Annotated in this window: 15 protein-coding genes; 12 read left to right on the top strand and 3 right to left on the bottom strand. The window is 44.2% G+C overall.

Going from position 1 to position 21,603, the window contains the following annotated elements:
* Positions 1–436: 436 nt before the first annotated feature.
* A complete protein-coding gene (locus tag AC27KT_RS09970; protein ID WP_039223688.1) occupies positions 437–1,033 on the top strand; it encodes a porin family protein in 597 nt (198 codons plus the stop codon).
* 79 nt (positions 1,034–1,112) lie between these two features.
* Here AC27KT_RS09970 and AC27KT_RS09965 read toward each other — a convergent pair whose 3' ends face one another.
* On the bottom strand, positions 1,113–2,855 hold the full coding sequence (locus tag AC27KT_RS09965) for a PAS domain S-box protein (protein ID WP_487129544.1): 1,743 nt from the start codon (positions 2,853–2,855) through the stop codon (positions 1,113–1,115).
* Between the two features lie 267 nt (positions 2,856–3,122).
* On the opposite strand from AC27KT_RS09965, the gene AC27KT_RS09960 reads away from it, so the two are divergent.
* Positions 3,123–5,339 (top strand): VTT domain-containing protein, encoded by a 2,217-nt coding sequence (locus AC27KT_RS09960; protein ID WP_487129542.1) that lies wholly within the window; start codon positions 3,123–3,125, stop codon positions 5,337–5,339.
* Positions 5,327–6,034: an endonuclease/exonuclease/phosphatase family protein gene (locus AC27KT_RS09955; protein ID WP_487129540.1), complete on the top strand. Its 708-nt coding sequence runs from the start codon at positions 5,327–5,329 to the stop codon at positions 6,032–6,034. The genes AC27KT_RS09960 and AC27KT_RS09955 overlap by 13 nt, the downstream gene beginning before the upstream one ends.
* A 43-nt stretch (positions 6,035–6,077) precedes the next feature.
* On the opposite strand, the gene AC27KT_RS09950 is transcribed toward AC27KT_RS09955, so the two are convergent.
* On the bottom strand, positions 6,078–7,058 hold the full coding sequence (locus tag AC27KT_RS09950; protein WP_487129538.1) for a LysR family transcriptional regulator: 981 nt from the start codon (positions 7,056–7,058) through the stop codon (positions 6,078–6,080).
* 413 nt (positions 7,059–7,471) lie between these two features.
* On the opposite strand from AC27KT_RS09950, the gene AC27KT_RS09945 reads away from it, so the two are divergent.
* From AC27KT_RS09945 to AC27KT_RS09920, 6 genes are all read left to right on the top strand, one after another.
* Positions 7,472–10,123: a TonB-dependent receptor plug domain-containing protein gene (locus AC27KT_RS09945; RefSeq protein WP_487129536.1), complete on the top strand. Its 2,652-nt coding sequence runs from the start codon at positions 7,472–7,474 to the stop codon at positions 10,121–10,123.
* 116 nt (positions 10,124–10,239) lie between these two features.
* Positions 10,240–11,061, top strand: coding sequence for a sulfite exporter TauE/SafE family protein (locus AC27KT_RS09940; protein WP_487129534.1), 822 nt, complete (start codon positions 10,240–10,242; stop codon positions 11,059–11,061).
* Between the two features lie 19 nt (positions 11,062–11,080).
* Positions 11,081–12,259: a pyridoxal phosphate-dependent aminotransferase gene (locus AC27KT_RS09935; RefSeq protein WP_487129532.1), complete on the top strand. Its 1,179-nt coding sequence runs from the start codon at positions 11,081–11,083 to the stop codon at positions 12,257–12,259.
* Between the two features lie 255 nt (positions 12,260–12,514).
* Positions 12,515–12,880, top strand: coding sequence for a response regulator (locus AC27KT_RS09930; protein ID WP_487129530.1), 366 nt, complete (start codon positions 12,515–12,517; stop codon positions 12,878–12,880).
* Positions 12,877–13,461: a chemotaxis protein CheX gene (locus tag AC27KT_RS09925; protein ID WP_487129528.1), complete on the top strand. Its 585-nt coding sequence runs from the start codon at positions 12,877–12,879 to the stop codon at positions 13,459–13,461. The genes AC27KT_RS09930 and AC27KT_RS09925 overlap by 4 nt, the downstream gene beginning before the upstream one ends.
* Complete coding sequence (locus AC27KT_RS09920; RefSeq protein ID WP_487129526.1) at positions 13,461–14,780, top strand: sensor histidine kinase; 1,320 nt, start codon at positions 13,461–13,463, stop codon at positions 14,778–14,780. Before AC27KT_RS09925 ends, AC27KT_RS09920 begins: the two co-directional genes overlap by 1 nt.
* A 67-nt stretch (positions 14,781–14,847) precedes the next feature.
* On the opposite strand, the gene AC27KT_RS09915 is transcribed toward AC27KT_RS09920, so the two are convergent.
* Positions 14,848–15,879 (bottom strand): MBL fold metallo-hydrolase, encoded by a 1,032-nt coding sequence (locus AC27KT_RS09915; RefSeq protein ID WP_487129898.1) that lies wholly within the window; start codon positions 15,877–15,879, stop codon positions 14,848–14,850.
* A 301-nt stretch (positions 15,880–16,180) separates the two neighbouring features.
* Here AC27KT_RS09915 and AC27KT_RS09910 point away from each other — a divergent pair, with 301 nt between their 5' ends.
* The 3 genes from AC27KT_RS09910 (at position 16,181) to AC27KT_RS09900 (ending at position 21,539) form a co-directional block, all read left to right on the top strand.
* Complete coding sequence (locus AC27KT_RS09910) at positions 16,181–18,550, top strand: DNA polymerase II (protein WP_487129524.1); 2,370 nt, start codon at positions 16,181–16,183, stop codon at positions 18,548–18,550.
* A 302-nt stretch (positions 18,551–18,852) separates the two neighbouring features.
* Entirely contained in the window at positions 18,853–19,431 is a 579-nt protein-coding gene (locus AC27KT_RS09905) for an EF-hand domain-containing protein (RefSeq protein ID WP_487129522.1), read from the top strand.
* 368 nt (positions 19,432–19,799) lie between these two features.
* On the top strand, positions 19,800–21,539 hold the full coding sequence (locus tag AC27KT_RS09900; protein ID WP_487129520.1) for an AMP-binding protein: 1,740 nt from the start codon (positions 19,800–19,802) through the stop codon (positions 21,537–21,539).
* The last annotated feature ends 64 nt before the right edge of the window (positions 21,540–21,603 follow it).

Raw genomic sequence — 21,603 nt, 5'->3', positions numbered from 1 at the left:
TTGTTTACCTCATAAGCAGTTAAAAGATAGACAGGCTTAGAGAATATTTACAGTTGATAAAATGAATTCAACTGATTAAAAAATCCAATCAATAAAAAAAGACCAAAATTCATAAGCTTACAAAAAAACATTAAGATCACCCAACGGTTGACCCCAAAAAAACTTGTGATGCTTGTCGACCGATCGAACATCTGTGAATCTCTTTCAATGGTTATGAAAATTTTTCGCCTTTAATTTTTTAAACGTAGGTTCAACTTCCAAAAGCGATTAATAAACAAACAGATACGCAATGCATTATGTAAAGTTTGCTCTCAATTGAAACGAAATTTGAAATTTCTACCATGGCACAGCAATTGATACAGAGAGTATGTAATCAAGACGCATTAGCTTCATAAAAGAAGTCGATGGAATGTTAAGAAGTAATGAGGATGAACTTATGAAAAACACACTTAAAACACTTACTGGAATTGCCGCGGTTGCATCTTTAAGCGCCATGGCGTCTTTCGGTGCCCATGCTCAATCAAATCAAATTGAAGCAAAAGACAGTGGTTTCTACGTAGGTGGTAATTACGGTTATCTACGTGTTGAAGGTGAGGATGACTTTGACGACGACAAAGACGTTTGGCAAGGCCTTGTGGGCTATAAGTTTAACGAGTGGATTGCGATTGAAGGTGGGTACATCGATTTTGGTGACTACGGCAACGACATCGCAGGTGCTGAAACCGACGGTTACACTGCAGCCATTAAAGGCATTCTACCACTAACGGAGCGTTTCTCGCTGTACGCGAAAGCTGGCCAACTTTGGTCAGAGACAGAATACAACTTTGCAGGTATTTCACGTGATAACGATGATGAGAGCCTTTTCGTAGGTGCAGGTCTGAGCTATGCGGTTACTAGCAACTTTTTAGTGAACGCTGAATACACGGTATATGACACGGAGCTGGATGCAGACGAAGCGTTTGACGACATTGATGATACTGATTTTGAAACTGATCTAAAACAGGCAAGTATCGGGGTAGAATACCGCTTTTAATTGAACACGAAGCATCTGTTTTTAGTTTTAAACGGATAATCTGTGAAAGCCTTCGTCATTTAACGAAGGCTTTTTTGTGTTAACCATCTATACGCTGAATAAGTTGGGCTAACTCTTCTATTTTTGATACCGTTGTCTTAACAAGGTTATCAATTTCATTTGACGATGATTGTGAGTTACCTGCCAGCGTTCTTACTTCATCAGCAACGACAGCAAACCCTCGCCCCATTTCTCCCGCTCTGGCCGCTTCAATGGCAGCGTTCAGCGCTAACAAATTAGTCTGTTCAGAAATTGAGTTAATTGTGCCAACAATGTTACTAATAGTTTGGCTGGTCACTAAAAGTTCTTTCATGGCGTCTTGTGTATCATTCACCGCTTGCTTTCTCGACGTAACGTTGATAGCAAAGAACACGTACCGCGTTACTTGCCCATTGAAATTTTTAAGTGCACTTATTCGCGCGTCAAACGCCAAGTAATTACCCCCAATATCAAACTCAGCAATTTTTGAAACGAATCCAGATTTCTCTAATTTTGATTTATCCTCTTTAGTGAGAGTTCCCATAACTTCGCTAGCAAATGTTTCTGTACTCATCACGCCTTTTAATGTTTCACGAAGTAGTTTGTTGGCCTCAATAATTTTGCCGCTAGGTTCGATTTCAAGTAGTACCAACGCACTTCCGATTGCCTTCAACTTGTTAGTAAAGTCGAGTGCCATTTGTTTTACTCGGGTGATATCAGCCTGAACGGCAATGAAATTGACTAAATTTCCCTCTTTGAAGACGGGGTTTATCGATAGTGACGTCCAGTAAGGCGCACCATTCTTTTTGTAATTAAGGATCTCATCGTAAAAGGCTTCGCGGTTTTTAAGTTTTTGTCGTATTACGCCAACGGTCCGCTGATCAGTCTCTTCGCCTTGTAAGAATGAGCCCGGCTTTTTGCCTTTGACTTCTTCAAGCTGCCAGCCAGTGAGCCGGTAAAATCCATTGTTCACATATTCTATTAGTCCGTTGGCGTCGGAAATAATAACTGCGTTATCCGTCTCGTTAGCAACAAGAGAAAGCATTCTCTGCATCTCTCGCTGTTCAACCTCTTCGGTAACATCTTTTATGAAGGCCGTATAAAGCGTTCTATCAGCGAGTCTTACCTTCGACAACGAAAGCCTTCCCCACAAGCTTTTTCCGTCTTTTCTCTCTACTTTTACTTCGCGGCTCGTGCCGACTATCTTATCTTGACCCGTTTCTCTATTCGCGTTCACGTAATTGTCGTGGTTTGCTTGAATCTCTTGGGGAACAAGCATCTTCACATTTTGTCCGATAACTTCTTCTCGCGCGTACCCCCACAACTTTTCAGCAGATGCATTGAATAAGGTGACATTGTTGTTCTCGTCTATACACACCACCGCATCTAGTGCTTGCTCCAGGGTTTGCTCCACAATTTCTCTAGATTCACGCTCTTCTGTAACATCACGAACAAACGCAGTGTAATGCTTTTTGCCTTGGACAATAACTTGTGACAGGGCCAACTGCACCCAAATACGCTCACCGCTTTTGGTTTCCAGTTCAACCTCTCGTGAGCTTCCAACAATCTTATTAATATTGGTTTGTCTGTGTGAATTGACATAGCTATCGTGATTCGCTTTATGCTCTTGTGGTACCAATATTTTTATATTTTTTCCCAATACCTCGCTAGGCGTGTAACCCCATAAATTTTGAGCTGCGCCGTTATAAAACGTGATGTTATTTTTCTCATCAATCGTCACGACCGCGAGTATCGACTGCTCTAGTGCCTGCTTCGACGCGTCTTCTTTGGGAAAAAACCTCATTAACTTATCCTTTTGTATAACCCTAAAGCTATATAGAAGATGTTCAAACCTTTTTCCAGTTCTGAGCATTAATCTCGCCTTGTTGTGAAAAAATTACACAGATTTAACTGAAACTCGCTTTCAAAAAGTTGATAAAAGCTAAACAAATAAATTAAATCATATACTTAACATTCCTATCCCCACTGATTAATAAGGTATGAATTCTGCAATGTCCCATAGATAAATAGATAAATAGATATGTAGATCGGTAAAAATAGGTAATGAACCATGCAATCAGGTAAGAGTGTTTTTCAACCAGGTCAAAACTGTTGGGTAGAGAGCAAAGCGCGTTTTTCCACGCCTCTAATAGATTGCGGGAACTATTACAAAGCGCTACACAGCTCGATAGTCAAAGCGAAGCACAGTATTTTTATTGTGGGTTGGGATATTGATAGTCGTATTCGCCTGTTACGAGGTGACGATGAAGCCTCTAGCGAAGCGCCTAGTGTTATTAGCGACTTGCTTAAATGGAAAGCTGAGCAAAACCCCGATATTAAAATCTACCTATTGCGATGGGACTCGTCATTAGCCTTTTTTGCGCAACGTGAGATGTGGGCTAAAGAAGTATGGGAAGAGAAAACGCCAGATAATGTTCAAACGGAGCTCGACGATACTATTCCTATGGGCGGAAGTCAGCATCAAAAAATCGTGGTTGTTGACGACGAACTTGTTTTTTCAGGCGGCATGGATGTGTCGACCAATCGTTGGGATACCCGAGACCATCCAGTGGTTTCCGAAGAAAGAGATGGTCCTGACGGTGAGTATGGTCCGTTACACGATGTACAAATGGTTTCGAGCGGTCCCGTCGTTGCCGATTTTGCGCAGCTTGTTAGATGGAGATGGCAGCGCGTGGCTGAAGAATCTCCTATCGACATGCGTGAAGAGGCACGTATTGACGAAAATGCCCCTCTGCCGGATGTATGGCCTGAAGACTTCCCCCCTCTTTTTGAAAACGTAGAGTGCGCCCTTGCCCGCACCATCCCGTTTATGGATGAAGTAGAGCCGGCTCAAGAAGTTCGCCATATGCTGCTTGACCTGATCGGTGAAGCAGAGTCGGTTATATACATCGAAAACCAATTCACGACCCGTCAAGAAATTGCTGAGGCTCTTAACAAGCAACTAAAGTTAAAGCCAAATCTTTCGGTCATCATTGTGAGCTCTTACGAGCCAAAAGGTAAGTTTGAATGTGAAGCCTTTTGGGCAAGTCGAATCGAATTTAAAGCAATTTTGGAAAAAGGGATCGACCCCAATCGAGTCAAACTGACTTATTCTTCAATCGAAGATATGCAAGGTCGCAAGGCGTACAAACGCATTCACTCTAAGGTGATGACAATAGATAACAAGTACCTTGTTATCGGCTCTTCAAACCTAAGTAATCGTTCAATGACATTAGATACAGAGATTGATACGGTTATATTCGGCAATAGCAACGACAATCGAGCATGTATAGAACAAGTAAGAAATGACTTACTTGCTGAGCATACAGGTCGTGATATAGATGCAATGCCGGAAATATTTAACAGCCAATATCCTGTTGAAGCATTGATGCAGGGTCAGATCGCACACGGCTATGTGCTTACTGAGGTCCGTGATGAAGTATTCACAGAGCACTCGGTGAAAAATGTATTTCGCGCACTATCAGACCCAGAAGAACCACTTATTTCAGTACCCACACTTGACGGTGACGCGCTACCCGCGCGCAACCCTAAGCGTCGCAGCATAATGATTTTAATTGGTGTTGCTATTATTGCGGTACTTGGTGGGTTGATGTTTTGGGCTAGCCAATCAATCCCATGGTTGAGCTCAGACAGTATCAATGCCTTTTTGGAGAAAAGCAGGGGCACTTATTTTGCTCTTCCAACAGTTTTGCTCGTCTATGTAGTTGGCGGCGTTCTATTCTTCCCTGTGACTGTACTCTCTCTGGCAGTAGCCGCTATTTTCGGTCCAATATGGGGGCCTATTTACGGCATAATGGGCGCACTAATGAGCTCAGCGATTATGTTTGGTCTCGGAAAGCTATCGGGTAATGTCGGCCTTCGAAAAATTGGTGGGCCAAAGGTTGCAGCAGTTGATGAAAAATTGAAACGTAGTGGCATAGTTGGTGTGGCGGCAATTCGCATGTTGCCTATTGCCCCCTTTAGCCTGGTGAATTTGGTTGCGGGCATTTCATCTATCGGCATTTTCCAGTTTTTAGTCGGTACATTTTTGGGAATGTTCCCGCCTATGATTGCGAAAGGCCTTGTTGGCGACTCAATTGCTCAAATTTGGCAGAACCCTTCTGTGGAGACTATTAGCTACCTTGTGGGCGGAATCATTATGTGGGGCCTCATGATATGGGGTTCACAAAAATTTGCACGCTATTATCAAGCTAGAAAGGAGTCAACTGGTGACGCGGCACAAACGAGTAACAGTAGGAAAGATGAGGGCGAAAAATGTGCCGCATAGTGACCTACAATATTCATAGTGGCGTGGGTAGAGATAAGCGGCATGACTACAAACGCATAGGGCAGTTTCTGGCAAACAGCGGCGCTGATATCGTACTACTTCAAGAGATGGATACACGGCCCGTTGAACGTGACACCGCTCAGGATATTGAAGACATATGTGCAAACAATACGTTCAAACTGATCCCCTCGCCTGCCATAAGAGAATCGAATGGTTGGTATGGAAATGCCATATTGACGCGATTTGACGTGTTGAAACACGATACTGTGGATGTAAGTCAGAAAGGGCGACAGCCAAGGAACGTGCAAATTGTCGAATTGAAGACTGAAAAAACGCCACTCACAGTGGTAAATACCCATAAAGGCCTGAAAAAGCTTGAGCGTCGTTCGCAGTTCTCCATGCTTCACGAACACCTTTCACACCTTTTGGAAGAAAGAAAAAAACCGTTATTTCTAGCCGGTGATTTTAACGAGTGGCAGTTTTTTTCTAAGGCATTTAAAGGATTAAATCAGTTGCTATCTCAGCAAAAAATCGGCGCTACGTTCCCCAGTCAATTTCCGGTTTTTTCTTTGGACCGAGTATGGGTAACAGAGGATATCGAAGTGAAGTCGTGCAGAAAGCTTAAAAATGCAAAAACTAGGGTGTATTCTGATCACTTACCGGTGTTAGTGGATATTGTCTTGCCTGAATCGTAAATCTGTCTGTGTTCTGTAACGTTGCAAGTTCGAAAGTGTTGTATTATGCCGATTTCACGGCAAACGCAGAGGCCGCAAATTCCAGCGTGCCACACCAATGGTTTAGTGCGTTCTCTTTCGCTACGACTTTCCGAATAATATCGATAATGCTTCCATAGTCGAGCGCAGACTTTCTTTGTTTGTTTGTCGCCGCCAGCACGGTTCTATGCATTTCAGGCTGAGTAATTTTGAGTGTCGATACCAGCCCTGACTCTCTTAAATGGAAAATAGCCGAGGTAGGTAAGATCATCACGCCCTCACCTTGCATTACCTGCCTTAACCCTGTCATAAGCTGCCCTGAGTAAGCGAGATCATGTTTCAAACTCACTCCCGTAGCCCTCTCATAATCGGCAATAAGCTGACCTAGTGCATCTTTGTTTCCAGGTGACAAAAGGGGTAGCTCACTAATCTCCCAAAAATTTATAATCGCTTTATCTCGAAGCTTGGCATACTGGGTGTAGGCTGAAGAAGCGGAGAAAACGAGGTGTAGTTCTTCTTGAATTAAAGGCGTCACACTCATGAATTTAGGGTCTACTGCCTGCTGGTAAGTCAACGCAATATCCACCTGCTTAGAATCGAGCCAATCGTTGATTGTGTATGAAGGCCCAGTGCTGATTTCTACTTTTAAATTTTTATGATTCTTCGTAATCTCAGTTAATAGCGGCAGTGAAAGTACGTTTCCAATAGAGGGGAGCATGCCTATTTTTATCACCCTTTGCTGCCCTACATGAAACGCCTCTAACGCTGTTTTTACGTTGTCAATTTCACCCATTATTTTTTCAGCGTGCGTATAAAATACTTCCCCTGCGGGTGTTAAGCTAACCCCTGAAAAGCTTCTTTCTAACAGCCTCGCTTTTACTTCCCGTTCTAGACTCGCTAGTTGCTGACTAATAGCAGGTTGGGCAATATCCAGGGCGCGAGCCGCTGCAGCTATACTGCCTTTTTGCACCGTAGTAATGAAGTAATGTAGCTGTTTAGAGTGCACTAGTTCCCCTCTTGAACATGGCTGAGTTTGAAACGCGTTGAATTGCCGTTGAAAGAATCTCTGATAAAGGCAGCAAGGTATATGCCATTCCATTAGGTTATATGCAGCGAAAATGTAAAATATGAAGGCCGTTCTTGAATTAAAAAAATCTCATATAAGATACTACTTAAGTCTAATGCCAAGAAAATCGCGAGCTTCGAGATGGCTCAATATTTTTTTTATACCCCTGAATATTCTTCTTTCTTCCACCAGCGGCAAAGAGTTTTTAGCCTAGTTCCTGTACACGAGTTACACAACAACAATTACAAGATGCCTCTGCATCAAAGTGGTGCTCGTGCGTGCCAAGAAAGAGTGCAAGTTCTAACAACGCGCATTCATAAATTAAGTAGCAATAAGCACGATTGGGAACACTAATGAAACAAAAGAAACTCCACACTGCAGTACGTTACGCACTTACCGGATTAACTCTCTTCACCACCTCAATGTTTGCGCAGGCACAAGAAGTTAGTGAAGAAACCACAGAAGCAAAAGACCTAGAACGTATAGCCGTTGTTGGCGCGCGTGGGGCGCCGCGCTCAGTAACAAGCTCACCTGTTCCCGTTGATGTGCTAACCGCAGAAGACGTAGAAGCCGTAGCGTTTACCGACATGAACAATGTGTTAATGACCCTTGTACCTTCCTACTCTGTTGGCAGACAGCCTATTTCAGACGGCGGTACCTTTATTCGTCCCGCAACGCTTCGAGGTATGCCCACAGACAAAACCTTGGTTCTAGTGAACTCAAAACGTCGTCACAGAGCAGCACTTGTTTCAATCGGTGGTTCCGGCACACAAGGGCCAGACATTGCCACAATACCTACCGCAGCTATTCAAAGTGTAGAGGTATTGCGTGACGGTGCAGCAGCCCAGTATGGCTCCGACGCCATCGCAGGTGTAATCAACTTCCAGCTTAAAAAAAATACCGAAGGCGGCTCTTTCACTATCGACTATGGCACTTACTATGAGGGTGATGGAGACCAAGTTACCGTTACAGGAAATAAAGGCTTCGCCCTTGGCGATGATGGCTTCTTTAGCATTTCTGCCGAGTATTCAGATAGTGAAGCAACGTTCAGAGGCGAACAATATTGTGAACCATGGTTCTGCGTAGACGAGCAGTCAGACGAATACATCGCAAATGCAACTGCTATGGCCAACAGTGTTCACGGTTCTGATGTGGTACAACCTTGGGGTCAACCTAATACCAGCGGAAAACGGGTCTTTTTCAACTCTGGATACGCGCTTAGTGCTGAAGCCGAACTTTACGCTTTTGGTAACTATTCAGAAAGTGAGGGTGACGGCTCTTTCTATTACCGTTATCCGGGCAACGGCACTATTGAAGACATTCGCCTTGAAGATGGCTCTATATGGAATCCGACAGAATTTTTCCCGGGTGGCTTCACTCCACGCTTCTTCGGAGATGTCACTGATTACTCATTGGTAGGTGGCATAAAAGGTATGTCTGGCGACCTTACCTACGATATCAGCGGTCGCTACGGGAATAACGAAATTTCTTATACGTTATCGAATACTATTAACCCGTCTCTTGGTAATGAATCGCCTACGTCATTTGAGCCAGGCGACCTGACTAACGAAGAAACGCAATTACAAGCTGACTTCACCTACGACCTGAGCGGTTACGTTCTCGCTTTTGGTGCAAGTTACTTAGATGAGTCTTATGAAATTTCTGAAGGTGAGGTAAGCTCGTACTTTGCGGGGCCTTATGCCACATCTGATCCATATGGGTTCTGTGACGGAACCGCTGCTACCGCCGCAGGTTTAGCCGTTATCGCAAATGGTTCAACATTAAATTGTGCCAACTTTACCGACAATGATAGCGATGATGACGGTATTGAGGATGACGGAATAGCAGGTGTAGACGCTGTTTATACCGTGGTGGGTGTAGGCTCCAATGGTTTCCCAGGTTATTCACCAGATTACTCAGGCTCGTATGAACGTGACTCTTATGCGATATACACCGATATCTCGGGTGACATTACTGACGAGCTATTTGCACAAGCAGCATTGCGCTATGAGGACTACTCAGACTTTGGCTCTGAGGTAGTTTATAAAGTAGCAGCATTCTACCAGCTGAATGACGACGTAGGTTTTAGATCTTCATTTGGTACAGGCTTCCGCGCCCCCACTCCAGGTCAGCAGGGTACTACTAACGTATCTACACGATTACCTAATGGTTTTCCAGTAGCAACAGGCTTATTCCCAGCAGGAGGAGAAGTTGCGCAGGCTCTTGGTGCTGATGAACTTTCACCTGAAAAGTCGACCAACTTTACCTTAGGTATGACGGCTAACTACGGTGACGCAACGCTTACCGTAGATTACTACCATATTAAATTAGAGGACCGTCTCTACTCTGTATCCACACGTGATGTATCCACTACGGTCGTCACCGACCCAGATGCTAATGGTTACGATGCTTATCAGAATTACCTAGCCCTTGCGGGAGCAAATGTTTCTGGTGCTGAATCAATTGGTGGAGTTTTCTTCTTTCAAAACGCATTCGATACGATTACTGAGGGTTTAGACGTAGTCGCTACTTACCAAATGGAATCGAAGTACGGCTCCACCGTATTAACCGGTTCAGTTAACTACAACAAAACAGAGTTCGATTCTGATGCAAGCGCGTTCTTTGACCCTGAAGATCGATTCGATTTTGAAAATAGTACTCCTGAAATGCGTGGGGTGTTTTCAGTCACACATAGCTATGACGTATGGTCTGCAGTTGCTCGTCTGAGCTATTACGGCGAGTACGAAAACGCGGGAAGTGATGACGGAGAAATTGTAAACGAAGACAGTATTCAAACCTTCGGCGACGAATTCATGTTTGATATTGAAGGCTCCTATCTCATAAATGAAAACCTCACGTTGTCAGTGGGTATCAGGAATCTTTTCGACAACTATCCAGATGTAAGCACTAACGGCGACGCCTGTTGTGGCCAAGTTTACGACTCTGGTTCCATCGTCGACTGGCAAGGTGGGTATTACTACACGCGCCTAGCCGCACGCTTTTAATCGAGGTTATCACACACCGGCTTAGGCCGGTGTTTGCCTATTTTAACAACGGTATATAAGTAAAAAATTAAAGGTCATTCAATGTTCAAAGCTGTAATGTGTGGAGTAAAAAGTCAATGGAAATAGAACTACTGTGGTTTGTAGTTACCTTGTGTATCACCGGCGCCATTGCTGGTATCACTGCAGGGCTGTTCGGCAATGGTGGAGGTTTCGTTGTTGTTCCTGCTCTACTCGCTGTTTTTCCTTTTTTTACCCCTCCTTCTGAAGCGCTGGTAAAAGTTGCTATAGGCACATCGTTAGCCTCTATTGTCGTTTCCAGTGCACGTTCCGTTATGGCTCATCGCGCCAAAGGCGCCGTAGATTTCGATATTCTCCGTTCTTGGAGTATTTGGCTTATTCTTGGCGTTGGCGGAGGACTGCTAATCGCTAACAACTCTAGTGCAAACGGCTTAACCGTAGTTTTCGCTGCGGGTGTACTGCTTTACTCGGTGTATTTTCTTTTCCCAGAGTTCGTTGTACGCCCTGGTCTTGTTTTCAATATGCCTAAAGGCATAGGAAAAGCAGTTTTAGCATTTGTACTGGGTGGTTTCTCAGCCCTGCTTGGAATAGGCGGCGGAACTCCAACGGTTATCACCATGGTGATGTGTCAGCGCACTATACAACAAGCCGTGGCAACTGCCGCAGGTGTGGGCTTCTTAATTGGCTTACCTGGGGCCATCGGTTTTCTATTTATGAAACACCCAGACACCGCCTCTCTACCTGTTGGCACTATAGGGTATATCAATATCCCAGCGCTTATTGCTATCAGTATAGGGGCAATTTTTACGGCACCTATTGGAGCGAAGATGGCGCATAACTTTAGTGAAAAGAAGCTAAAACGATTGTTTGGCATTTATCTCGTCATTGTTTCTAGCGCAATGTTCTATAAAGCCATTTAAAATAAAAAGGAGAATATCTGTGAGTTATAACCGTTCAAGACGTTTATTTTTAGGTGGCTCGGTTGCAGCTTCTGCGATAGGTGCGACAGGCTTCACCAACTTGGTAAGTGCTCAATCTACCAGTGCAGCCGCAAGTGAAGCGGCGTCGGTCACGTATGGACCCAAACCGGGCGTGGCGAAATTAAATGCTAATGAAAACCCTTTCGGCCCCAGTCCAAAAGCCTTGGAAGCGATTGCTATCGCATCGGCTCAAGGTGGAGCCTACTACGCTTACCCTGCCGCTATGACACTGTTAGATATGATAGCAGAGCGCTATGGCATAACTAGAAAGCACATTTCTTTGAGCGCCGGTTCAAGCCCCATTCTTTCCTATGCAGCCCTAGCAGCCAGCAAAAACGGAAAAATTCTTGGGCCAGACCTCTTTTGGGATACCACGTCTAAAGCACCAGAAAAACAAGGTGCACCAGAAATAGTAAGGGTTGCCAATACAGCAGATCTCGATATTGACCTTGACGCCATGTATGCCGCTATTGATGATTCAATTGGCATGGTACATATCTGTAATCCGAATAATCCAACGGGAAAAGTGCTCGACCCAATCAAGCTTCGCGAATTCTGTATAAAAGCTTCTAAGAAAACACTGGTTTTAGTTGATGAAGCCTATAACGAACTTATCGATGAGCCACCTAAGCATTCCATGATTCCACTTGTTAAAGCCGGTCACAATGTGATTGTAGCCCGAACCTTCTCAAAGATTTATGGATTGGCTGGTATGCGAGTAGGCTACTTAATCGCGTCAGAGGAAAATACCGAGTGGATTAATCGCTACGGTATGGGCGGTTATACATTAAACCAAGCGGGCCTTGCGGCCGCAATTGCCAGCTACAATGACGATGCGTTTTTAACGTTTTCAAAAGAAAAAATTTACGAAGGAAAATCCATGGTTATGGATGCCGTTAAAGCGAATGGTTTGACAGCCCTCCCCTCAAGTACTAACTTTATTTTTGTGAATCTAGGTGACGGCAACGCCGAATATTTCCGTCAAGCTATGGCTGAAAAAGACGTTCTTATACGAGGTATTTATCGTACTTACGATAATTGGTCACGAGTGAGCATGGGCAAAATTGCTGACGTTAAACGTTATGTTGATGCCATGCCCGCCGCATTAGAAAAAATGCAGTCAATGCAAAAAAGTTAAATATCAATGGCGTGTGTCAGCATCGATACACGCCGACTCGTCTTCTCCATCTTCTTCGTACTCCTGCAACCTGTTAATTCAACTAAAAGTCTAATACGCACAAAAGTCACCTTTGTCATATACTGAAATCATCTAATAAGCAGTGTAGAGCATGACTACAACAATAATTTTTGAAGGTATTGTTGCAGTAACGCAAAAGTTGCACATACTTTACTAAAAAGGCATAACAGTAAATGCCGCTCAAGGAGGCTGTAAATGTCACTTTCTGTACTAGTTGCTGATGATTCGAAGCTGTCGAGGCGCAGCGTCATTCGCTCGCTCCCTCAAGACTTGGAGTACGATATAACCGAGGCAACAAACGGACAAGAAGCGATAAATTCACTTTCCGAAATCGAATTTGGACTTATTCTGTTAGACCTCACCATGCCCGAGGTAGATGGTGTTGGAGTGCTAGAGTTTTTACGTGCAAGACCTAACATGCCAAACGTGATAGTAATAAGTGCTGATTTTCAGCCTGAAAAACAGAAAATTGTTATGTCGCTTGGTGCCAAACGCTTTCTTCGTAAGCCTTTAGATAAAGAAGAGTTGGCAATGGCGTTGTTTGAGCTGGGGTATCTATGAGCATTGTACTACCACTGGACGAAGAGCAAAGAGATGCCCTTCAAGAACTGCTAAACATTTCAATGGGGCAAGCTGCAAACTCACTTGCTCAACTAATTGAAACCAAAATCGATATTTCTATACCTAAAATTTCAGCCGTCACCCCCACTCAGCTTTACAGCCTTCTGTTTGAAACTGAAGATGCTTTCTATACTCGTCAGTCTTTTTTGGGGGATGTACACGGTGAAGTTATGTCTGTGCTATCTCAAGCTGGTTTAAGTGAGGTCGCTACGTTAATGGACTATGAAGAACCACTGAGCAAGGAAGACATTCAAGAAATTATTTTAGAGCTTTGCAATATCTTAGCGGGCGCATGTTTAGCGGGTCTTTCCGACCAGTTGGAACTTACCACTAATTTGAACATGCCCACGTTATTCTTGCCCGATAAAGCAAACTTCGATGAGTTGCAATGGCAGCACAGCTTAGTGATGGAAGTGCAGTTTATTATCGCGATCTCGTCGTTTAGCATGCGCGTTGTTTTCTGCTTAGACGATGAATCTCTTGCACGCATGAAAGACACATTGGATGAGTTACTCGCATAATGTTTGAACAGCTGGTAGGTAAATTACCTGTCGGAATTGGAATAGTCGATGAGAATTTTAACGTCGTTTACCTGAATGACTTCTTTTTAGATCGACTTCCTCACAGTATGCGCGACAGCTATAAAGAAACGCCAGTCGTTGAGTTATTTCAAGGACAAGGTAAGTTTCTAAAACGCAGGCTAAAATCAGTATTTGTCCTACAGCACCCAAGTTTTAGCTATTGGGAGCAACGACCACATATCTTCCCCTTTAAAAGCTCTCGCCCCATAACCGGTGAAGAAACACAGATGTATCAGAATATGGAAATCTTGCCCATTAAAGACAAAAAATCGGGGCAAAAGCTAGCGTGCATCTTTCTTCAAGATGTCACCGCGCAAGCGAGTTATTTCAGAGCACAGCAAAAGCTTTCCGAAGCGCTAAAAAAAGAGCACGAAGCGCAAAGAAAGCTTATTCGCAAGCTAGATACTGCGCAAAGCCAGCTTATCCAAGCTGAGAAAATGGCCTCTACCGGGCAGCTAGCGGCAGGTATCGCCCACGAAATTAATAACCCTATTGGTTTTGTGAACGCTAACCTCAATACACTTGAGCAATACGCAACTCACCTTATTGCAATTTGTGATGGCGTTCAAGGACAACTCGAACACTTCACCGACGAGCTCAAAGAACAGATCGACGCACTGTTTGAGTCTAATCACTACGACTTGTTAAAGGACGATATTACTGAGCTAATTGCCGAGTCTACAGACGGTCTTACCCGCGTAAAAGACATCGTCGAAAACCTTAAGAACTTTTCGCTGGAGACTACCGAAGGCGTGCAAATAGTAGATATCTGCGCCGTGTGTCACCAGCTGATCACGCTTATTTCCGCCCAGTACAGCGCGCCTAAGTATAGGTTTGAATGTGAGCAGGAGAAAGTGGAAGTAATGGGGAACCCCGGGCCGTTGAAGCAGGCGCTAATGAATGTCATGATAAATGCTGCGCAGGCTATAGAAGAAAAGGGCTTCATCAAGCTTACAGTTATTGAGTCCCCTAAGACAGTGACCATCAAAATACTGGACTCGGGTTGCGGTATTCCTACAAAAAATCTAAAGCGAGTCTTTGAACCCTTCTTTACTACAAAACCCGAAGGGCAAGGTCAAGGGCTGGGCCTTTCTGTGGCTTACACTGCTATAGAACAACATCAGGGTAAAATATCGATTAGCAGTAAAGAGGCAAAAGGGACCGTAGTAGAAATTACTATACCTAAACAGCCCACGGCTGAGGCATCTACTGACGAAGGTAGTGAGAAGAACGAAGCGGAAAACCCTCAAACGGCCTAGCAACGGTTACTCAGTTCAGAGTGAGACGTTAATAATACTTATTCTGCTTGTATGTCTTCTGACTGAGCTAACAGGCAAGCTTTTTTACTTCACAGGCTTTAAATGTATATACACCCTTGCTGTTTAACGTCCGCGAAATGGCCTCTTCGTTAAGCAAGTAATTAAGGTGAGACAAACACTCTGCCACTGCAAACACCATGTTTCGGCTCGAGAGCTTGCGCTTAAACATAACCGGTAATAGCTCTGCGACCGTTTGAGGTTGCTCGCACGCATTTAACAGAGCCTTTAGGTGCTCGTGATGATGAGCAATAAGCGAATCTACTCGCTCATGCAGGCCGATAAAGGGTAGCTTGTGGGCGGGTAACACTGTCGTATCTATCGGCAAGCTTTTAAATTGCGGCAGCGTGCTGAGGTAGTCGTCTAAGGTGTTGGCATCAGGCTCTGTTGAGTAGGCGCCAATGTTTGGCGTGATAATCGGCAAAATATGATCGCCCGAAATGAGAATATTTTTTTGCTTATTGTAAAGGCACGCATGCTCAGGAGAGTGGCCGCGGCCAATGATAATCTGCCATTCGTTATCGCCAAGCGATAGCGTCATCCCATGTTTTAGACGAGTGTAGCTAATAGGTAGTGGTGAAACAACGCTGCTGTAGCCATTGCCTTCACCAGAAGTAAGCTTGTCGATCATAGATTCGTCTAAACCTGCTCGCTGGTAATATTGCACATCCCGTTCGTTAGTTGCGCCATTTCTTCCTGCCGCAAACGCTCTGGCAGTAAAATACTCAGTTTGAGACATATAGAAGGGGACGTTATACGTGTCGGCTATCCAGCCCGCTAACCCCACATGATCGGGATGTAAGTGCGTAACGATGACACCAACTATTGGCCCGTCTAATTGCTTGAATATACGCTCCCACAGCGCTTTGGTGGTGGACGTTCCTATGCCAGTATCAATGACCACCCAACCGCCTTCACCGCGGATCAGATACAAATTTATGTGGTCAAGTTCAAACGGAAGCGGCATTGTTAGCCAAAGAACACCATCGGCCACTTCTATTAGCTCGCCCGGCTCTACCTGTTTATCGAATAGATATTCCATATCGCCCTCACCTTTTCTATCGTGCATGAACTAACCCGCACAAAGACTGTACGTTTTCGTTTTAACTCGCGCTGCATACAAAAACAAACATATCTGTCGAATAGAGATCTATAGGAGTAGGTGATAACAAACGTTATACTACGCCTACTGCCGTTTCTCGTGCACAGTGGTAGCGCAGTTTTATTGCACCTTTGCGCCAGTTATTGAACAGATAATGGTAATGCGAGTTTATAAAACGTACACGCCCATGAGGCTATTTAAAGAAATTAACGTCAACAAAGCCGGTTAGTAAATCAGATTCATGTCAGCCTCAACAATACAACAAGGGTTCATACTCAATAAAGGTACGTTTACCCGGCGAGGCAAGGTGTATGTTGAGCTATGGGTAAAAACGCTCAGTAGCACCGCTAGGTTAATTTCTTCACCCCAATACCCCACTTGCTTTGTATCTGTTGATCACGCCAATGATTTACGCAATATAGCCGAGCGTATTTCAGCAAAGATCAGTATTTCAGATGACGGGTTTCACACGCTGGAACAAGTTCCTGTTGCGACAGTAAAAACCGCAACCGAATCACACATGCATCAGCTTCGCCAGCATGCGCAGGAAAGCAGTATTGTATTGTACGAAGCCGATATTCGCGTTGCCGATCGCTACTTAATGGAGCGCTTTGTGTATGGCGCGGTGGAATTCCTGGCCCCGCAACATTTCGACGATACGTCACAAATCGTTATAGAAAATGCGCAAATCAGACCCTGTCAATTCAGAACCACATTTACATCACTTAGCATAGACATCGAATGCAATGAGAATGAAGAACTCTTTAGCATTGCGTTAGCCGGTGAAGAACTCAACGTTGTGCTGCTACTATGCCCACCACATTTTGTTGGGCAATCATTGCCTGGAGAAAAAGGCAGTGCATATGAACTTATCACCGTTGAGTCCGAAAAGGCGCTGCTAGAGGCATTTTTTTCGTATCTGACATCTTACGACCCAGATATTATTTTAGGCTGGAACGTTAAGCAGTTCGACATGGCGGTACTCGAACGCCGCGCTAGGGCTAACTCGCTAAAGTATGCCATCGGCCGCCATGGCAGAGAGGCTTCTGTAAGACAGTGGGAGGATCAAACCCTTGTTGATGTGCCAGGACGATGCGTTATTGATGGTATCGAAGCACTAAAAACAATGACTTATCAATTCGAGTCGTTCTCACTCGATCACGTTTCTGAAGAACTGCTTGGCGAAAATAAGCTTATTCAGGCTGCAGACAAGCTTGAAGCGATAAAGCGTCTTTATCATAGCGACCCTATTGCACTCGCTAACTATAACTTTAAAGATACGGAACTGGTCAACCGCATTCAGGATAAAACTCAATTTATCGATTTTCTGGCGCTGCGCAGTATTCTTACCGGCTTAGATATGAGCCGCCCCGGCGGCTCAGTGGCTGCGTTTTTAAATGTGTACTTGCCTAAGCTGCACCGCAAATCTTATGTCGCGGGGGTAAGACCTGAAAATGGAGGCTTGGCTAGCCCTGGTGGTTATGTCATGCGTTCCCAGCCAGGTTTATATAAAGATGTTTTAGTCCTCGATTTTAAGAGCTTGTATCCTTCCATAATTCGTACATTTAAAATCGATCCATTGGGACTTGCAGAAGGGCTTAAGTCCCCCGACACGGCGATTGAAGGTTTTAAAGGTGCAGTATTTAGCCGCGAGTCTCATTTTCTGCCTTCCATCATTGAAAACCTATGGCTTCAGCGCGACGAGGCGAAAAAACAGAAAGACGCACCGCGATCTCAGGCCATCAAAATATTAATGAACTCCTTCTATGGTGTCCTTGGTAGTGGCGGCTGTCCCTTCTACGATCCTCGCCTGGCTAGCTCTATTACGCTGCGGGGTCATGAGATCATGCAAACCACTGCGGGTTGGATTGAAGAACTAGGCTATACGGTCATTTACGGTGATACCGACTCAACATTTGTTCATGTAGAAGGGAATGATGCACTGGGTTCGCCGTCAGAAACTGGACTTGAGCTAGCTAGCATTATTAATCGAAAGTGGACTGAGTTACTAAAAAGTGAGTTCGACATTGAATGCCACTTAGAAATTGAGTTTGAATCTCACTTTTCTACGTTTTTTATGCCGACGATCCGAGGCTCTTCCGAAGGCAGCAAAAAACGTTACGCAGGAATGAAGGGCGGTGAACTTGTCTTTAAAGGCTTAGAAAATGTCCGCTCTGATTGGACGGTACTAGCTAAAACCTTCCAGTACGAGCTGTACAAAAAAGTGTTCACCGGACAGCCTGTTGAAGACTACATAAATAGCACGATAGCAGCGATAAAGTCCGGTGAAATGGACCACGCTTTGATCTATAAAAAGCGGCTGCGAAAGCCTTTGTCGTCGTATACAAAGTCGCTGCCTCCCCACGTAAAGGCAGCGCGATTAGCGGACGAGTACTATAAAGAACAGGGGTTGCCACTTCGCTATCAGTTTAATACGACCATTGCCTATTTCATTACAGTACAGGGCCCTCAAACCGTAGAAACCGCCACGGCCCCCCTTCAATATGACCACTATATTGAAAAGCAAATCCAGCCCATTGCCGATAGTATCTTGCCTCTTATTGGCCTACATTTCGAGACAATAGCGAACGATCAACTCTCGCTGTTTTAATCTCATTAATGGGGTTCTATCTATATCTGAGATCAGCTTAAGTTTGACGTATGAAGATCTTGCAAACACTGCGACAATTTAACATAGCAATAACATTAAAATCCTCGCCTTAAAATTTTATTACCTCATCAAATCAGTTAGTTATGCATTTGGCACATTCAATGAATAATGAATTACGTAAGTCATTAGCGGTGTCAGATTGAAACTTACTTCTAATCTGCACCTGTGTTGAGGTCTGTGGACCTAGTGGTTAGGGCAATTGAGCGCCCAAGTTCACTGTAAAAGCCAGAAGGAATTTGATTATGAAGATCACAAAACTAAGTATGATTACCAGTGCTGTTATTGCTGCAACATTATCTGCTTCAGCCGTAGCAGGCCACCACGAAGAGAAGATCTCTATGGGATTTAACGCAATGGATAAGGATGGAAACGGCTATATCGTCGGTTCTGAGTCTTCTGGTGTTATTGACAGTAAGCTTCTCGAAAAAATGGATACCGATGGTGACAGCATGATTAGCCGTGTTGAATTCAACAAGTTTGTTGATGACAAACCCTCTATGTTTAGCGACGACATCATTACTCAGGTGAAAACTGAAGGCAGCAATGACGCTCTACTCTCGGAAAAGGGCAATCCTGAATTATTCTCTAAAGCTGACGGTGAAATGATATCAGAGAAGAATAAGGAGCTTCGCACCGAGATGTCAGCTACAGCCGACAATAAGTTTACTGAAATCGATGTAGACAGCGACGGTAAGCTTACAGCCGAGGAGTTAAAGGTTGCACATGTCGAAGGTGACTTTGAGATGATGGATGAAAATGGCGATTCTTACGTTACCCGTATGGAATATCGTGCATACTTCGAAGGTATTGAGTCTGAATAGACGCTCACCACTCGTAAAGTAAACATTTTTAAGAAGCCTCCTTCGTCGGAGGCTTTTTTGTTTCATTAAAGTCGAGACAAATTTATTTAGACATCAAATACATTGTCACTTTTAGTTATTACTCTCCTTTCAGCGTGTACGACGAGTCACACAAATTCATCGTTGAATAACGCCATATACGACTAACATCTTGTCGACAAAACCCGTTTGCAACAATATTGTTAATAAAGATTGAATTATTTGTTTTATTCGTTGCGTATTCAGCATTTATTGCAATTGTTGCCATTGGTTATTCGGTACCAAAACCCGAAACAGCCAACTCTATTATTTATATATAAATCAGATGCGTACGCGCATGGAGGCAAGATATGATGGAATCAAAATTTACACCAAACTCACTACTCCCTCTTCAGAAAAGTGAGTTTACTGGCTCTGATGACGCTGAACTGACGTCGCTCACAATCGGTCAGCATTTCAAAAATGTTGTCGACAATTATGGCGATAACCCTGCGATCATTGTAAAACATCAAAACGTTAGCTGGACCTATCAGCAGTATTGGTATGAAGTAGAGCGTGTTGCTTGCGGCTTAATTGTAAACGGTGTAGAACCTGGAGACCGTGTGGGTATATGGTCTCCGAACAATATCGAATGGTCGATCGTACAGATGGCCACTGCGCGGATCGGGGCGATCATGGTATGCCTGAACCCTGCTTATCGTCCTGATGAATTAGCGTTTGCCATTAATAACGTTGCCGTAAAATACTTAGTCATGGCGCAGTCATTCAAGCAGTCAAATTACGTCGCCATGTTGAAAGAGCTTGCGCCAGAAATAGACAGCCAAGATAAGAACACGCCAAAGCGCCCACTAACGCTTGCTAAGTTACCTTCTCTTAAGCATGTATACACAATTGGCGATAAGCCTGTAGAAGGATTGCAGGCTTTTGCTGCATTGCAAATAGAACCAACGGCAGCGCTTCAATCTCAGTTGGAGGCCATTGAATCGAACCTTAGCGCGGATGATAACATCAATATCCAGTTTACCTCCGGCACCACGGGAAATCCGAAAGGCGCTACGTTAACGCACCGAAACATTCTAAATAACGGGTTGTTAGTATCACAAGCAATGAGGTTCACACACAAAGACAAACTTTGTATTCCCGTACCGCTTTATCACTGCTTTGGAATGGTATTGGGCAACCTAGTTTGCTTAGCATCGGGTGCATGCGCAGTATTCCCCGGGGAGTCATTCGACCCTGAGACAACACTCCGTACAGTAGAAGAAGAAAAGTGCACGGGATTACATGGTGTACCAACCATGTTTATTGCCGAGCTCGAACTATCCAACTTCAAGAGCTTTGATCTATCAACACTAAGAACCGGCGTTATGGCAGGTAGTACCTGTCCAGAAGAGCTAATGCGAAAGGTTCATAGTGAATTTCATATGACCGAAGTCGTCATAGGTTATGGTCAGACAGAGTGTAGCCCTATCAATCATATTACTGACATTGACTCGCCATTTGAAAAGCAGGTCAAAACAGTAGGACGCGCTATGCCCCATACAGAAGTGAAGATCATAGATCCCCAAGGCAATACGGTGCCTATTGGAGAACCTGGCGAAATCTGCGCGAGAGGCTACTGTGTAATGAAAGGTTATTGGGGTGATGAGGTTAAGACGAAAGCCACCATAGACGATGAAGGTTGGCTCCATTCTGGTGATCTCGGAGAAATGGATGAAGAAGGCTACGTCACAATAGTTGGTAGAATAAAGGACATGATTATTCGCGGTGGCGAAAACATTTATCCAAGAGAAATTGAAGAAGTCCTATATCAACATCAGGACGTGTCAGACGCCGCTGTCTTTGGTATTCCTGACAACAAATATGGCGAGCAAGTCTGCCTATGGATTAAGGCAAAGGAAAATCGACATATAGACGAAGATCAGATACGCGACTTCCTGAAGTCTAAGCTTGCTTACTTTAAAGTACCCAAATACATCAGCATAGTGAAAGAGTATCCCATGACAGTAACAGGGAAGCTTCAGAAGTTTAAAATGCGCGAGTACATGATAGAAACACTGAAAAAGCAAGCCCCACAAACCGAAGCATAACCCTTATAAAGATAATGGGGTCAGAGTCGTGACTCTGACCCCAGTATTTTTCTTTCTTCCAGAC

Source organism: Alteromonas sp. 5NW40-0090, from assembly GCF_057552975.1.
Note: the sequence above shows the minus strand (reverse complement) of the source record. Positions and strands in the feature narration are given on the sequence as shown.